Source organism: Nonomuraea sp. 3N208 (assembly GCF_052245935.1).
In the GTDB taxonomy this organism is placed as follows: Bacteria; Actinomycetota; Actinomycetes; order Streptosporangiales; family Streptosporangiaceae; genus Nonomuraea.
In genome coordinates, this window is sequence record NZ_JBQQBR010000023.1 from 86,658 (window position 1) to 102,265 (window position 15,608).

Annotated in this window: 12 protein-coding genes; 5 read left to right on the forward strand and 7 right to left on the reverse strand. The window is 68.7% G+C overall.

Translation table 11 applies throughout. The features are described from left to right. The first annotated feature begins 15 nt into the window (after positions 1-15). Positions 16-216, forward strand: a complete 201-nt coding sequence (locus tag ACTWPT_RS31965) for a hypothetical protein (RefSeq protein ID WP_443181212.1) — start codon at positions 16-18, stop codon at positions 214-216. A 49-nt stretch (positions 217-265) separates the two neighbouring features. Here ACTWPT_RS31965 and ACTWPT_RS31970 read toward each other — a convergent pair whose 3' ends face one another. After that, the gene (locus ACTWPT_RS31970; RefSeq protein WP_443181213.1) at positions 266-2,713 is read right to left on the reverse strand and encodes a glycoside hydrolase family 3 N-terminal domain-containing protein; all 2,448 of its coding nucleotides are present in this window, start codon (positions 2,711-2,713) and stop codon (positions 266-268) included. Between the two features lie 606 nt (positions 2,714-3,319). Between ACTWPT_RS31970 and ACTWPT_RS31975 the strand changes: the two genes are divergently transcribed. Both ACTWPT_RS31975 and ACTWPT_RS31980 read left to right on the forward strand, forming a co-directional pair. Then, the gene (locus ACTWPT_RS31975) at positions 3,320-4,702 is read left to right on the forward strand and encodes an RNA-guided endonuclease InsQ/TnpB family protein (RefSeq protein WP_443181214.1); all 1,383 of its coding nucleotides are present in this window, start codon (positions 3,320-3,322) and stop codon (positions 4,700-4,702) included. A gap of 68 nt (positions 4,703-4,770) precedes the next feature. Beyond that, positions 4,771-4,929 carry a hypothetical protein gene (locus ACTWPT_RS31980; protein ID WP_443181215.1) on the forward strand — a complete coding sequence of 53 codons (159 nt, stop codon included), beginning with the start codon at positions 4,771-4,773 and terminating at the stop codon, positions 4,927-4,929. Positions 4,930-4,934: 5 nt separating this feature from the next. Here the strand turns inward: ACTWPT_RS31980 and ACTWPT_RS31985 are convergent, their stop codons facing one another. After that, positions 4,935-5,522, reverse strand: coding sequence for a TetR/AcrR family transcriptional regulator (locus ACTWPT_RS31985; RefSeq protein WP_443181216.1), 588 nt, complete (start codon positions 5,520-5,522; stop codon positions 4,935-4,937). Positions 5,523-5,605: 83 nt separating this feature from the next. Between ACTWPT_RS31985 and ACTWPT_RS31990 the strand changes: the two genes are divergently transcribed. Both ACTWPT_RS31990 and ACTWPT_RS31995 read left to right on the forward strand, forming a co-directional pair. Next, positions 5,606-6,640, forward strand: coding sequence for a saccharopine dehydrogenase NADP-binding domain-containing protein (locus ACTWPT_RS31990; RefSeq protein ID WP_443181217.1), 1,035 nt, complete (start codon positions 5,606-5,608; stop codon positions 6,638-6,640). Continuing rightward, entirely contained in the window at positions 6,637-7,494 is an 858-nt protein-coding gene (locus ACTWPT_RS31995; protein WP_443181218.1) for an NAD(P)H-binding protein, read from the forward strand. The genes ACTWPT_RS31990 and ACTWPT_RS31995 overlap by 4 nt, the downstream gene beginning before the upstream one ends. Here the strand turns inward: ACTWPT_RS31995 and ACTWPT_RS32000 are convergent. The 5 genes from ACTWPT_RS32000 to ACTWPT_RS32020 form a co-directional block, all read right to left on the reverse strand. Then, entirely contained in the window at positions 7,479-9,494 is a 2,016-nt protein-coding gene (locus ACTWPT_RS32000) for a M14 family metallopeptidase (protein ID WP_443181219.1), read from the reverse strand. The genes ACTWPT_RS31995 and ACTWPT_RS32000 overlap by 16 nt on opposite strands. A 112-nt stretch (positions 9,495-9,606) precedes the next feature. Next, complete coding sequence (locus ACTWPT_RS32005; RefSeq protein ID WP_443181220.1) at positions 9,607-11,316, reverse strand: ABC transporter family substrate-binding protein; 1,710 nt, start codon at positions 11,314-11,316, stop codon at positions 9,607-9,609. Beyond that, positions 11,313-13,382, reverse strand: a complete 2,070-nt coding sequence (locus ACTWPT_RS32010; RefSeq protein WP_443181221.1) for an ABC transporter ATP-binding protein — start codon at positions 13,380-13,382, stop codon at positions 11,313-11,315. Before ACTWPT_RS32010 ends, ACTWPT_RS32005 begins: the two co-directional genes overlap by 4 nt. Continuing rightward, positions 13,379-14,218 carry an ABC transporter permease gene (locus ACTWPT_RS32015; RefSeq protein ID WP_443181222.1) on the reverse strand — a complete coding sequence of 280 codons (840 nt, stop codon included), beginning with the start codon at positions 14,216-14,218 and terminating at the stop codon, positions 13,379-13,381. Before ACTWPT_RS32015 ends, ACTWPT_RS32010 begins: the two co-directional genes overlap by 4 nt. After that, a complete protein-coding gene (locus tag ACTWPT_RS32020) occupies positions 14,219-15,202 on the reverse strand; it encodes an ABC transporter permease (protein WP_443181223.1) in 984 nt (327 codons plus the stop codon). Positions 15,203-15,608 lie beyond the last annotated feature (406 nt).

Sequence of the window (15,608 nt, forward strand, 5' to 3'; positions counted from 1 at the left end):
ACTCACTGCTACAACGTGAACATCGCCGCGCAGAGCGGCAGCGTCACCGGGCCCGGCGACATCCGGCTCGCCGCGCGCTCGGAGTTCCCCAACACCTCGGACATCATCATCCAGAACCTGCGCGTGACCAACTCCGCCATCAGGGAGAGCCCGTGCGGTGTCAACACCACGTTCAGGAACAACACGCTGGTCAACAGCACCCAGAGCATCTGCTGAGCCGGTGCCGGGGCGAGATCGCGGCCTCGCCCCGGACCGTGTGTCCCGGTCAGGAACAGGTGTAGCCGGACGGGAGGCGGTTGTCGCCGTCCGGGCGAGTGCCCTGGAAGCCGAAGGAGGTGCTGGCCCCGGGCGCGAGCGTCCCGTTGTGCGCGACGCTCCGCGCGGTGGCGGCCTGGCCGCTCACAGACATGGAGACGTTCCACCCCCCGACGATCTGATGGCCGGACGGCACCGTGAACGTGACCGTCCAGCCGTTCAACGTGGTCGTGCCGGTGTTGGTCACGGTCACCTGGATCACGTATCCGGTGCTCCATTGGCTCTGCACGGTCGGCGTGGCCGTGCAATGCCCGGTCCCGCCGCCTGCCAGTGTGGTCACGGTGACGGTGCCGGAGCGCGGCGAGCGGTTGCCCGCGGCGTCCTTGGCGTAGACGGCGAAGGTGTACGACGTACTCGCGGTCAGGCCGGTGACGGTGGTCGAGGGGGTTGAGGACGTGGTGACCGCCGTCTCCCCCGACGACTGCACGCGTACGACGTCGTAGCCGGTCACTCCCACGTCGTCGGACGAGGCCGCCCACGACAGCCGCACCGACGAAGAGGCGACGTCCGACGCGACAGGGGTGCCGGGCGCGGTGGGCGGGCTGGTGTCGTCGCCCGGCGTCTCGTACGTCAGCCCGAAGCCCTGCGCGAACAGCGGCGTCTTGCCGTCGCCCGCGTTGATCGGCTGCTGGGAGGCGCTGCTCATCCAGGTCATGGGCAGCTTCCCGGTGGGCTGCACGGCCCCGAACAGCACGTCGGCCACACCCTGCCCCTCCGTGCCCGGCAGCCAGGCGGCCACCAGGGCGTTCCAGTTCGGCAGCTGGGCGGCGATATCGAGGGGACGTCCGGAGACCAGCACGACCACGACGGGCACCCCGGCGGCGCGCAGGGTGGCGAGGGTGTTCAGGTCCGTGGTGTCCAAGCCGAGCCCGCCGGAGCGGTCGCCCTCGCCCTCGGCGTACGGGGTCTCGCCGACCACCGCGATCGCCGCCCGGTACGAGCCGTCGATGCCGCTGCCGTCCCGGCTGTAAGTCACGGTCGTGCCCGAGCCGGCGGCGTTCCTGATGCCCTGCAGGATCGTGGTGCCGGGCGTGATGTTGCCGGACGAGCCCTGCCAGGAGACCGTCCAGCCGCCGCTCTGGTTGCCGATGTCGTCGGCGCTCTTGCCGGCCACGAAGATCTTGCCGCCCGGGGCCAGCGGCAGCACGTTCCCGCTGTTCTTCAGCACGACCTGGGACTTGGCCACCGCCTCGCGGGCCAGCGCCCGGTGCGCCGAGCTGCCCACGGTCGCGGTGTAGGACCGGTCGGTCAGGGGCTTCTCGAACAGCCCCAGCTCGAACTTCTTCGTCAGGATGCGCCGGACCGCGTCGTCCACCCGGGCGGTCGCCACCCGGCCGGCCTGCACCTCGGCCCGCAGCAGGTCGATGAACTGCCGCCAGCCCGTCGGCGCCATCACCATGTCGATCCCGGCGTTCACGGCCGTGCGCACGTCGAGCGCGGAGGTCCCGGCGGCGCCGTCGATCTGGTCGATGCCGTTCCAGTCGGAGACCACGAAGCCGGAGAAACCGAGCTCTCCCTTGAGCACAGTGGTGATCAGGTACTGGTGGCCGTGCAGTTTGGTGCCGTTCCAGCTGCTGAAGGAGATCATCACGGAGCCGACGCCGCGCTCGATCGCGGCGCGGAACGGCGGCAGGTGGATCGCCCGCAGGTCGGCATCGGACAGCTGGGTGTCCCCCTGATCGACGCCGCCCGTGGTGCCGCCGTCGCCGAGGTAGTGCTTGGCGGTGGCGAGCACGGAGGCCGGGCCGTTCAGCGCGGTCCCCTGCAGGCCGTTGATGATCGTGGCCATGGAGGAGGGCAGCTCGGGCGTCTCGCCGAAGGACTCGTACGTGCGCCCCCACCGGTCGTTGCGGGCCACGCACAGGCAGGGCGCGAAGTTCCAGTCCACGCCGGTGCCGGAGACCTCCTCGGCCACGGCCCGGCCGATCCGCTGCACGAGTGCGGGGTCCCTGGCGGCGCCGAGGCCGATGTTGTGCGGGAAGATCGTGGCGCCGACAACGTTGTTGTGGCCGTGCACGGCGTCCACGCCGTACAGGATGGGGATGCCCAGCGGGGTGGCCAGGGCCGCGTTCTGGAATCTGTCGTACATGTCCGCCCAGGAAGCGGGGGTGTTCGGGGACGGCGCGGAGCCGCCGCCCGACAACACCGAGCCGAGCCGGTAGGTCGTGACGTCGGCGGCACTGACCGAGCCGCGCTCGCCCTGCGTCATCTGGCCGAGCTTCTCGTCCAGCGACATCCGCCCCATCAGGTCGTCCACCCGGTCCGAAACGGGCAGGCTCGGATCCTGGTACGGGAGCGCCGCGGCGGCGGACGCAGGGGTGACGGCCGGTCCTGTGGCGACGAGCAGCGCCACGGCCGCCAGCCGGATCACCCATTGCCTGATCGTGATGTTCGCCATGGCACGCTGCTCCAGCTCGGCTCGGGGGGTTGGGAGCGCTCCCATTCACTACGGACTCTAGGTCCCGGCCTCCGTATTTCCCCGCCCGCCGCAGCGCGCCGGCCACCGCCACTCACCACACCAGGGCAAACAGCACAAGATCAGGTGAAACTTTCAGCGCCACTTTGCCGCTTGTGAGACAGCCCCGATACGCACTGGAAAAGCGCTGTTGGCGTCGGCACGTCGGGGCACACCACCGGTGCCGCCTGGACTTCTACCTGGGTTGTCCACGGTGCACCGACCTTTAGGCCCGGGGCGAAGCGGACCGTCCCGTGTGGCAGGGCGGGGAAGGCCAGTTCGTCCCCGAGGCGAAACGGCGTCCACGCAGCTCAGGCGGGCGATTGTGCTGCTCGATGTACTGACAGACCGTCCATGGTCTTCGCCCAGCCGCCAGTGAAGTACAGACCGGACCAGAGGGCCAAGGACTTCATCTGAATGGCGCCGTGGAGGGTCCGATTGTTCGAGCCGGGAGCAAGCGCCATGCCCCCTTTCGAAAACAGTATGGAAAACAGTGATAACGCTAGGTAATATTGCGACGGGTAATGGTTATGTGACAGAAGGTGTGCGATGGCCATCCGCTGCTCTGCCACGACAGAACACGACCTACCGTCGGCGCAACCGCGGCTCGCACCCACCCCGGCCGCGCAACCCGACCTGGAGAAGCGGATGTTCGGGCATCGCGCCCGGCTGGCGCTGACGCCGGACCAGGCTCGCCTCGTCGATGAGCAGGCGCACGCGGCCCGCGCGCTGTGGAATCTGCTGCACGGCTGGTGGAGGATGTTGGCGAAGCACCAGCGCTCTTTGGCCGCGGCCGATGCGGCCATCCGGCAGGCCCGCGCAGACATCGACTGGCTCGCCGTTCTGCCCGCCCAGGCCGCGCAGGCCGTCCTGAAGACATACTTCCAAGCGTGGAAGAACTGCTGGGACGGCTGGACTGACCCGCCCACGTTCAAGGCCCGCTTCCGCACGGTGATGTCGATAGATATCCCGCAGGGTCGCGACCTGCAGATCACGCGGGTGCACCGCCGCTGGGGCATGGTGAACATTCCCAAGGTGGGCCGGGTCCGCTTCCGCTGGACCAGGGACCTGCCCATCGGTATGAAGGCGACCGCCAGCAATCGGATCACCGGGGCCCGACTGGTCAAGGACGCGCTCGGCTGGCACATCGCCTTCCGCGTCCAAACCCTCCAGCCCAAGCCCGAACCTCACCCGGGGCCGGAAGTCGGCATCGACGCCGGCGTGAGCGTGCCTCTGGCCCTGTCGGACGGCAACCATCACACCCACGAGGAATGGAAGGCCACTAAGGACAAGCCGAACGCCTGGCTGACCGCCAAGGAGCAGGCCACGCTGCGCGCTTTGGAGCAGCGGGCGGCCCACCGCAAGAGCTTCCGCAAACCGGGCGAGCGTACCTCGCGCCGGCTGCGGGCCACCTATGACCGGATCGCGCGCCTGCGTGCAAGAGCCAAGCGCCGGGCGATCGACTGGCAGCACCAGACCACCACCTTGATCGCCCGCACCTATAGTGTGATCGTGGTGGAAGACCTGGCCATCACGAACATGACCAAGAGCGCCAAGGGAACTGTCGAGTCTCCGGGCAAGAACGTCGCGCAAAAGTCCGGCCTGAACCACACCATCATGCAGGAGGCCTGGGGCCGCACCGTGACGATGCTGACCTACAAGGCCGCACGCTATGGCGGCACCTTGTACAAGGTGCCCGCCCCGGGCACCTCCCAGCGCTGCTCGGCCTGCATGTTCACCACCCCGGGCAGCCGGGAGAGCCAGGCCGTGTTCGTGTGCAAGAACCCCGGCTGCGGCTGGTCCGGCAACGCCGACCACAACGCCGCCCGGAATACCTTGCACTTGTATCGGATGGGCCTTGCGCTCGTCCCGGCTGCCGGAAGGGCAGTCGTTAGACGCGGTCGCCGCGTCAAGCCCGCCACCGCAAGGTAGGAGGGAATCTCCTCCGTTTTTGGAAGAGAGCACTTCAATCGCGCAGCGGGTACGCGACCAGCCGGGCCGTGCAGCGCAACAACATCTTCGTGAACTCCGGCGCCCCCGAGACCAACGGGATCGTCGTCGATCCCGGCACCTACTACGGCTACACGGTCGATCCACCGCAGAACGTCCCGTCGGCGGTGCGCGCAGGCGCGGGCGTCGGCAAGATCGTTCCCCTGTAGGGCCATCAGGAACGAAGGGCCTTGAGGAGGCGGTCGGCCTCGGCGGCCAGGCGTGGGAGCTCGGCCCCCGGGTCCGGGGAGCGGGCCAGCAACATCCCGCCCTCGCACAACGCGCCGAAGACCAGCTGCGCGCGGGCGGGCACGGCCGCCTCCGCCTCGCCGCCTTCGGCCACCAGGCTGAAGCCGGCGATCAGGATGCTCAACAGGTGACTGTGCTCGACCGCCCGCACCGTCTCCCACCCCAGCACCGACGGCGCGTCCAGCATCACGATCTGCCGGAACCCGGGATCGAGACAGTGCTCAAGGAACGTGCGGGCACCGCGGCGCAGCGCCGCCCACGGGTCGCTCTCCTCGGCCGCGACCTGCTCCAGCTTCGCGGAGATCTCCGCCAGCTCGCCCTCGAAGGCCGCGCGGAACAACGGCGCCTTTCCCCCGAAGTGGTGATACGCGGCCCCCTTGGTCACCCCCGCCGCCGCGGCCACCGCGTCGATCGAGATCCCCGCATAGCCCTTGCCACCGAACAACTCCCGTGCGGCCAGCACCAACGCCGTCGTGGTCTCGTCCGAACGCTCTGCCTGGGTACGGCGGATCATCGTGCTCCCATTGACTTACATACTCGCGGTACGTAACTTCGAACACAGTTACGTACCAACAGTATGAATCATGGAGGTGAGTCGTGTCCTCACCGCACATCGCCGTCTACGGCGCCACGGGCCATACCGGGCGCCTGGTGTCGGCCGAGCTCCGGGCCCGCGGCCGGGAGATCATCCTGTCCGGAAGGGACCCCGGCGCGCTCAAGGCACTGTCCGACGAGCTCGGAGGGGCCCGCGTGCACCAGGCCACGCTCGACGATCCGGCCGCGTTACGGGAGCTGGCCGGGCAGGCGGACGTGCTGATCCACTGCGCGGGACCGTTCACGCACACCGGCAAGCCCGTCGCCTCGGCCGCGGCCGAGGCCGGCTGCCATTACGTCGATCACGCGCTCGAGCAGCACCACACCAAGTGGATGTTCGAAACCCTGCAGGAGCCGGCCAGGCAGGCCGGCATCACCATGGTCACGGCGATGAGCTTCTACGGCGGGACGGGCGACCTGCTCGCCGGCGCCGTGGCCGAGGGCCTGACCGGGATCGAGCGAGTGATCACCGCCTACGAGGTGTCGGGCTGGCGGCTGACGACGGGGGCCAAGCAGACCGCCGAGCTGCTGTTCGCCGACACCCGGCGGATCACGTATACGGACGGCGAGCAGCACGTCGGCTACGTCGAGCCGCGTAATGCCGTCTTCCCGTTCCCGCCGCCGCTCGGGCCGCGCACGATGATCGCCCCTGTCCCGTTCTCCGAGGTCGTCACCGTGCCCAGGCACGTTCGGGCACGCCGCGTGGAGGCGCAGCTCACGGCGCACACGTTCGAGGAGGAGCAGGCGTTCACCAGCGAGCACGTGGACGCCGCCACCAGGGCGGGCTCCCGCTTCACCGTCGCCGCCCAGGTGATCACCGCGGACGGAGGCAGCGCGGGCCAGGTCAGCGGGCAGGACCTGTGGCGGCTCAGCGCTCTGGCGTCGGTTGAGGCCGCGGTCCGCATCGCGGACGGCCAGGGCCCCGAGCGCCCGGGCGTCTACGGCCCGGCCGAGGCGTTCACCCCGGGCCCGTTCCTGCGCGACCTGGAACGGCTCGGCCTCTTCACACTGGCTCTCCCAGGAAAGGCGGAAGCATGATCCTCGTGACGGGCGCGGCCGGCGGGCCACAGGGAGGGACCGGGCGGCAGGTCGTTGACCTGCTGCTGGAGCGTGGCGAACAGGTGCGGGCCTTCGTGCGCACCGATGACCACCGGGCGGAGGAACTCCGCAAGATCGGCGCGGAAGTGGTCATCGGCGACCTGCGCGAGATCACCACGGTGCGCCCCGCCCTGCGCGGCGTCAGGCGGGCGTACTTCACCTACCCGGTGACGGCTGGGCTGCTCGACGCCACCGCGGCGTTCGCGGCGGCGGCCAAGGAGGCGGGGGTGGAGCGGGTCGTGGAGGTGTCCCAGTTGGACGCCTCCCCCGAGGCGGGCACCCCGCGCATGCGCCGCCATTGGCTGTCGGAGCAGGTCTTCGACTGGGCCGGGGTGGGCGCGGTGCACCTGCGTGCCGGGGTGTTCTTCGAGAACCTGGCCGTGGTGGCGGACGCGTCCGGCAACCGCGAGCTGGCCCTGCCGCTCGGCGGCAGGGACACGTTGATCCCGCTCGTCGCCGCCGCCGACGTGGCCAGGGTCGGGGCCGGGCTCCTGCTCGACCCCGGCCCGGTGGACGACCCGGTGTGCCTGGTGAACAGCCAGATGGCGACCATCGGCGAGGTGGCCGACACCTTCGGGATCCCGTACGTGGACGTGCCGCCGGAGGAGTGGGAGGCCCGCGCGATGGACATCTACCAGGACGATGTCGCGGTCGAGCACCTCACGCACCTGTGGGGGCTCTTCCGCTTCATCGGGTCCGGGCACCACCCGCTCTACGGGGTCTACGAGAGCATCGAGCGCATCGGCGGCCGGCCGCCGATGACCCTGCGCGAGTTCGCTCAGGGCTCCCGGTAGTCGGCCGCCACCCCGATCAGCGAGATCAGGCCGGTGGCGAACTCCATCGCCTCCTCGTGACCCTCGCTGAACGGCGGTTGGAAGCCCACGCCCTCCCACGTGCGCGTCTGCGAGTTCCACAGGTCGGCGCCGACCTCGAAGTCCCAGCCGAACACGCCGTAGTCGTACCAGAGCTCGTCCGCGGAGTTGCCCGCCGCCGAGTAGAGCACGTCCGTCACCGGCCCGGTCTGCTGCGGCCAGGTGACCGTGCCCCGCTCGGCGGCGATGGCCTCCTCGATGGTGCGGGCCGAGCGCAGGAAGTACGCCTCCTGCGGCGGGGTCGGCCTGGGCAGGGTGACGCGGCCGTCGAGCTTGTACGCCCCGGGCGGCCACATGAAGTACCCGCCGTAGCTGTGCACGTTCATGGCGAACCTGATGTTGCGGTACTTCTGCGCCAGCCAGATGACGTTGCGGCTCTCGGGCTCGGAGTGCTCCCCGGGTCCGGCGTACGTGCCGCTCTGGCAGTTGGCCGAGGCGCCGAAGTAGCCGTCGAACAGCGATCCCACGGCGTAGTTGCGGTTGACGTCCACGCCCCACGTGTTGCGCAGCGCCGGGTCGGACTGCGGGGGCGGGCAGTGGTTGGTCATGTTCTTCCGCTGGGCGGCGAAGTCGTAAAAGCTGTAGTTCGCGCCGTCGGGGTTGACGGTGGGCACGATGAAGACGTCGGTGCGCTCGAGCAGCCGGCGGGTGGCCGCGTCGCGAGCGTGGTTCCGCAGCAGCCGCTCGGCCGCCTCAATCGTGACCAGCGGCGTCACCCATTCCCTGGCGTGTTCCTGGGCGTAGGCGAGCACGCCGGTGCGCGAGCCGTCGCGGTGCTCGCCGATGCGCAGGGCCAGCACCTTCGCGGGTTCCCGCGAGACGTCGGACGGGGCCTTGAGGAAGTCGCTGAGCTGGGTGAGCGGCACGGGCGCCATGACCCCCGCGCCGGGGTCCGTGCGGTAGGTGGCGGCGCGGACGGGGAGGCCCGGCGTCGCGTTGATCGCGGCGGCCACCTGGGCGGCGGTGCTGATCAGGGCACCCGAGCCGTCGCTGGCCAGGCTGACGGTGATCAGCTTGCCGTTCACCGTCACCTGCAGGGCCCGGCCGGGCGCGCCGGGATCGACCAGCTCGACGGCCAGGTCGTTACCGCCCTCGGAGCCGTAGGCGGTGGAGGTGATCAGGACGGCTGCCGCAGGCGGGGTACCCAGCAGGGCCTGGGCGTGCCGCCGGTAGCCGTTCGTCGGGTACGGCAGCGTGATGAGCTCCGTCAGCTGGGGGTAGCGCCGGTGCAGGGCCTTGATGCGTTCGTTGAGCTGGGCCGGCGGCATGTACTGGGTGACGAAGTCCTTCTGGTAGCCGGGTCCGGTGCGGTCGGGCCGCTCGCCGTCCGGCCATTCCTTGACCCGGGCCTCGGCCTTGCCACCGCCCGCCGAGGTGACGATGATCCAGTGGGGCCGGCCGGTGATCGGGACCGGCGTGCTGAGCTGGTGGCCGAGGTACGCGCCGGCGTCCACGTACGCCACCATCTCGGCCTGGCCGCCCTGCCAGGTCACGGTGAGCGCGGCGGCCTGGCCGAGGCTGCTGGACGCCTCGACGGACAGGAAGTACCCGTCACGGGACTTGTACCAGACGGCCCGCTCGATCACGATCTGGTCCGCCGCCGTCGTGGGCGTCGACCGGGCCTGGGGCGGGGTCTCCGGCGCGAGGGCCGCGCCGAGGGCACGGAGCCCGGCCAGCTGGCTGGGCGTGACGACCGCGTCGACCTGGACGCTGCCGTCGGGCTGCGGGCGTACCCGGTGGGTGAGGTCGGCGCCGGAGGCGACGAGCCGCTCCATCGCGGCCCGGTCGGGGACGGAGAGAGTGACCAGCGAAGCCGGCTCGGGATCGGCCGGCCCGGCGACCGCCGGGGCGGACGGCTCCGCGACGGTCAGGGTCGCGAGGACGAGAGTCAGAACGGCTGCGGACGCACGTAGGCCACGCATCGGCTCCTCCAAAGATCGCCTTTATGAGGCCCACTCATTGAAGGCCGACTGGACGCCGACGGCAAGAACCCCGGCCGGAGAACCGGCCGGGGTTCGTCGTGCTACGTGGAGATCAGCCGGTGAAGCCGATCTGGGCGAAGTCGTAGGACTTGTAGCCCTCAGCACCGTAGTTGGCGAGCGTCTTCTTGGTCGCCATGATGTCGGGGCGCTGGTACAGCGGGATGGTGTGGACCATGTCCCAGACGAGCTTGTCGGCGGCGTTGGCCAGTTCGATGGCCTTGGCCGGGTCCATCTCACCCACCGCGGCCTCGATCGCGGCATCGACGGCGGGGTCGCTGCCCTTGGGGAAGTTGCTCTCGGAGCCGGTCTTGAAGCCCTGGGCCAGGAACCCGACCGGCTGCGGGTCGCCGATCCAGGAGAACGGCACCAGGTCGAAGTCGCCCTTGATGATGTAGTCGGTGAAGAACTTGTCATCGGGGACCGGGCGGATCTCCAGCTTGATCCCGGCCTCCTTGAGCATGGCCTGGGTGAGCTCGCCCTCCGTCTTGGCGTAGGGCACGCCGGCCGGGACGACGAACCCCAGCGAGAACTCCTTGCCGTCCTTCTTGCGGTATTCGCCCTCCTGCTTCCAGCCGGCCGCGTCGAGCAGCTGCTTGGCCTTCTCCAGGTTGTACTTGCCCAGGTCGCCGGAGTTGTCGACGTAGCCCTTGTGGTTGTTCATGAAGATGTGGTTGCCGAGCGTCTGGATCGGCCACTCCATGTCCTTCAGGTCGGACTGCGTGATCACGTCACGGTTGATCGCGTACTGGACGGCCTGCCGGACCGACTTGTCCTTCAGGAACTCGCTCTGGTTGTTGACGGTGATGTGCCGCCAGTTCGGGCTGAGCGCCTTGCGGATGTCCACGTTCGGGACTTCCTTGGCCCGCTTGAGGTCGGCCGGGCTGCCCGGCGGGATCTCCACGGCGTCGAGCTCGCCGTTGGCGAAGGCGTTGACCTGCGCGGCCGGCGTCTCGATCGTCCGGAAGATGACCTTGTCGAGCTTGGCCTTCTTGCCCCACCACTTGTCGTCACGCACGAGGGTGAGCGTCTTGGTGGCCTCGTCGATCTTCTCGACCTTGAAGGGTCCCGCGGTGACCGGGACCTTCTGCAGGTAGTCCTTGTCGTACGCCTCGGGCGTCTCCATGTGCTTGGCCGGAATGAGGTGCGGGGACCGGGCGAACAAGCCCTCCCACTCCGGGTACGGCTTGGCGAAGGTGATGACGGCGACCTTGTCCGAGTCTCCCTTGGTGACCGACTCGATCCGGTCCCAGCCGTCCGTGGAGGCCGGCTTGAACTTCTTGTTCTCGCCGCTGTTGGCCTTCCACGCGGCCTCGAGGTCCTTCCACGTGATCGGCGTGCCGTCCGACCACACAGCCTTGTCGTTGAGCGTGTAGGTGACGACCTGCTTGCCCGACGACATGTCGTTCTTCACGTCGGTCACGTAGTCCGGGTTCGCCGTGAAGTTGGCCTTCTCGTCGGACACCAGCAACTGCGGCAGGATCGGGTCCAGCATCTCCGCGGTGTCGGCCTGGTTGCCGTCGACGTGGTTGGGGTTCCACTGGCTCGGCCACTGGCCGACCGGCAGGGTCAGTGTCCCGCCGTCCTTGACCTGCTCATAGGCGACCGGGTTGACGCTGATCGCCGGGGTCTCCGCCATCTGCTGCTGCGCCTGCGACGACTGCGCCGCGTTGGGCTGCTTGTTGTCGCTGCCGCCCCCGCCGCAGGCCGCGACGGCCATGGCCAGGACCGCGATTCCCGCGGCTGCCCGGTAACGAACCTTCACTTTTCCTCCTGATCGTCCGAGGCCGTGATGACCTCGATCTCCTCCGCGTAGTGGCAGGCTGCGCCGTGGTCCACGGCGTTCGCGAGCCGAGCAACCGGGGGCTCTTCGTCGACACACAACTGCTGCTCGCCCTCGGTGAGCCGGGCGAACTTGGGGCAGCGGGTGCGGAACCGGCAACCCGATGGCGGGTCGGCCGGGCTGGGCAGGTCGCCTTCGAGCAGGATCCGCTTTCGGGTGCGCTCCATTTCGGGGTCCGGCAGCGGGATCGCCGACAACAGCGCCTGCGTGTAGGGATGCGCGGGATGGTCGTAGACGTTCTCGACGGTGCCGATCTCGGCGATCCTGCCGAGGTACATCACGGCCACCCGGTCCGCCAGGTGCCTGACGACGCCCAGGTCGTGCGCCACGAACAGGTACGACAGCCCCAGCGTGTTCTTCAGCTCCTCCAGCAGGTTGATGACACCCGCCTGGATGGAGACGTCTAGTGCCGACACCGGCTCGTCCAGGACGAGCAGCTTCGGCTCCAGTGCGAGCGCGCGGGCGATGCCGATGCGCTGGCGCTGCCCGCCGGAGAACTGCTGCGGGTAGCGCTCGGCGTGCTCGGGCGACAGCCCGACCAGCTCCAGCAACTCGGCGACCCGGGCGCGCACATCCTTCCTGCCGTGCGCGCGCAGCGGCTCGGCGATGATGTCGCCGACGGGCATGCGCGGGTCGAGCGCGGCCATGGGGTCCTGGAAGACGATCTGCAGGTCCCGGCGGAGCGCCGTGCGCCCGTCCTTGTCGAGCTTCGCGCTGTCCTTGCCGAGCACGACGACCCGGCCGCCCTGCGGCGCCGCCAGCTGCATGATCTGCTGCAGCGTAGTGGTCTTGCCGCAGCCTGACTCGCCGACCAGGGCCAGCGTCTCGCCTTCCGCGATGTCGAAGCTGATGCCGTCGACCGCGTACACGGTGCCGACGCGGCGCTTGAAGACCGCGCCCTTCATCAGCGGGTAGTGCCTGATCATGGTGTCCAGCTGCAGCACTGTGGAGCGCTCGGCACGCGGCACGCGGACCACGTCGCTCGGCGGGATGACCGGCACGGGGAACACGTCGGCCCCGGTCAGGCCCTTGTGCTCGATCTCGTGCGAGCGAATGCAGGCGACCTGCCGCCCGCCGGTGAACGGCGTGAGCGGCGGCTCCTCGTCGTCGCACATGTCCACCTTCATCGGGCAGCGCGGCGCGAACGGGCAGCCGGGCGGCAGCGCCGACGGCGAGGGCGGGTTGCCCTCGATGGGCACCAGCGGCCCCTCCTCGCCGTCGACCCTGGGGATCGAGGCGAGCAGACCCATCGTGTACGGCATCCGCGGCCGGTAGTAGATGTCGTCCACCGGCCCCTGCTCGACCGGCCGGCCCGCGTACATGACGAGCACGCGGTCGGCCATGCCTGCGATGACGCCCAGGTCATGGGTGATCATCACGATGCCGGCGCCGGTCTCCTGCTGCGCGGTCTTGAGCACCTCCAGCACCTGCGCCTGGATGGTCACGTCCAGCGCCGTGGTGGGCTCGTCGCAGATCAGCAGGTCGGGGTCATTGGCGATGGCCATGGCGATCATCGCGCGCTGGCGCATGCCGCCGGAGAACTCGTGCGGGAACGCCTTGGCCCGCAGGTTCGGGTTCGGGATGCCGACCAGGTCGAGCAGCTCCACGGCACGCTTGGCGGCCTTGTCCTTGGCCATCTTCTGGTGCACGCGCACGGCCTCGGCGATCTGGTCGCCGATGGTGTAGACGGGCGTGAAGGCCGACAGCGGATCCTGGAAGATCATGCTGATCGCCTTGCCACGTACCTTGGTCAGCTCGTCTTCATCCATGCCGAGCAGCTCGCGACCGTGCAGCTTGGCCGAGCCGCTGACCGTGGCGTTCCTCGGCAGCAGGCCCATGATGGCGAGCGAGGTGACGGACTTGCCGGAGCCGGACTCGCCGACGATGCCGAGCACCTCGCCGCGCTCGACCCCGTACGACACCCCGCGCACCGCCTGGATGCCGCCGGGGAAGGTGACGGTGAGGTCGGTGACCTCCAAGATGCTCACAAGTTGCTCCCCGGGTCGAGTGCGTCACGCAGGCCGTCGCCGATCAGGTTGATGCTCAGCACAAGGAGCACCAGCAGACCGGCGGGGAAGGCGAACAGCCAGGGATAACCGGTGGCGTTGCGGGAGCCCTCCGCGATGAGGGTGCCGAGCGAGACGTCGGGCGGCTGGATGCCGAAGCCGAAGAATGACAGCGCCGCCTCGCCGATGACCGCACCGCTGACGTTGATGGTCGCGTCGATGATCAGCAGAGAGGCCAGGTTCGGCACGATGTGCCGGGCGATGATCTTCCAGCGCGGGATGCCCATGTAGACGGCGGCCAGGACGTACTCCCGCTCGCGCAGCGAGATCGTCATGCTGCGCACCACCCTGGAGGTGATCATCCAGGCGAACGCGGCGAGCAGGGCCACGAACCAGATCCAGGACGCGCCCTTCAGCCGGGGCGAGATGATCGCGATGATGAGGAAGCTGGGGAGAACGAGCAGGAGATCGACACCCCACATGAGGACCTTGTCCACCCAGCCACCGAAGTATCCGGCGAACGCCCCCACCACGGCGGCCAGGGCGGTGGCGATGAGTGCCACCAGCAGTCCGATGACGAGGGACTTCTGCATGCCGCGCAGCGTGACGGCGTACATGTCCGCGCCGATGGAGGTGGTGCCCCACCAGTGATCGCCATCAGGGGGCGACAGGAAGGCAAGGAAGTCCTTCTCGGTCCAGTCGTAGGAGCCGATGAAGGGGCCGACGTAGGCCAGCAGGACCAGCAGGACCAGGGTGACGCCGCCGTAGCGGAACTGCCTGTTGCGAAGCAGGCGGCGGAGAACGACTTTCGAACGCACCTAGCTCACCCGCACCCGAGGATCGAGGATCGCCACCAGCACGTCGGACAGGAAGGCGGCGAAGAGGACACAAACGGCGGAGAACAGGGTCACCGCGGCGACAGCGTTGACGTCGTTCTGGTGGATCGCATCCACCAGCCAGGCGCCCATGCCGTGCCACGAGAAGATCTTCTCGGTGAAGATCGCTCCGGTGAGCAACGTGCCGAAGTTGAAGGCGAAGTACGTCGAGGCGGGGATCAGCGCGGTGCGCAGCGCGTGCTTGTAGAGCGCGGTCCTGCGCCGCAGGCCCTTGGCGATCGCGGTGCGGACGAAGTCCTGGCCGAGCACGTCGAGCATCATGTTGCGCTGGATGCGGCTGTAGAACGCGGCTCCGGTGACGCCGAGGCTGAGCGAGATCGTGGGCAAGATCAAGTGGTTCAGCCGGTTGACGAACTGGTCCCAGCCCGACAGCTGCGGGTTGTACTCGCCGGTGTACTCGATCAGCGTGAAGCCCAGCGCTCTGTTGAGGCTGATCGCGGCGATGGCCAGCAGCGTGGCCAGCAGGAACACCGGGATCGCCATGACCACGAACGAGCTGACGCTGATCACCCGGTCGGTGATGCTGTATTGCTTCACCGCGGAGATGGCCCCCAGTAACACGCCTATGACGAAGCCGACGATGGTGCCGATGAGCAGCAGCCGGAGGCTGACGAAGACGCGCCGGCCCATCTCCTGGTTGACCGAGCCGCCATTCCAGGTCTTGCCGAAGTCCCCGGTGACGACGCCCGAGGCCCAGGTCGCGTAACGCTGGAGCACAGGGGTCTTGTCGTTCAGGTTGTACGCGTCGAGCGTGGCATCGATGACGGCCTCGGGGACCGGAGGCTGGCGGCCCTCGTACGCCCCGCGCGGGCTCATGGTCGTGGCCGCGAGCATGTACGCGAGACTGGCCGCGATCGCAACCAAGATCACATTTGTTGCCAACCTGCGAAGCAGGTACTTGCCCATTACTCTCCGTTCGCGCTGTCCCGGGGGCGGCGCCTCTGGCTGGAGGGCCCCCGCAACGTAAAGCCATCCCGGATCGGGAAAGCCCGATGACCCGGAGATGGCGATCAAGCGGAGAATATATGTAAGAATATAACAGTCAGAAACGACTCAATATAACAGTAAGGTCACTCGCAATAGATCGTGACGAGTCGTCCCGCACCCCAAAATAATGGGTTTGACCTGCGGCGATACCAGCAATTCGGGGCCTTCTTACAGCGTCTCAACGGGTCGCTATGTCACAGAACCCGGACAATAATTGACGCATGGGCGGAGTGATCTACATCATTGTGTAGGTCTATAGAATGTGCGCCTTTCCCGTCTCTTTTGCCGATTCGCGGGGATCTTCGACCGGACCGGGCCCCGCCCC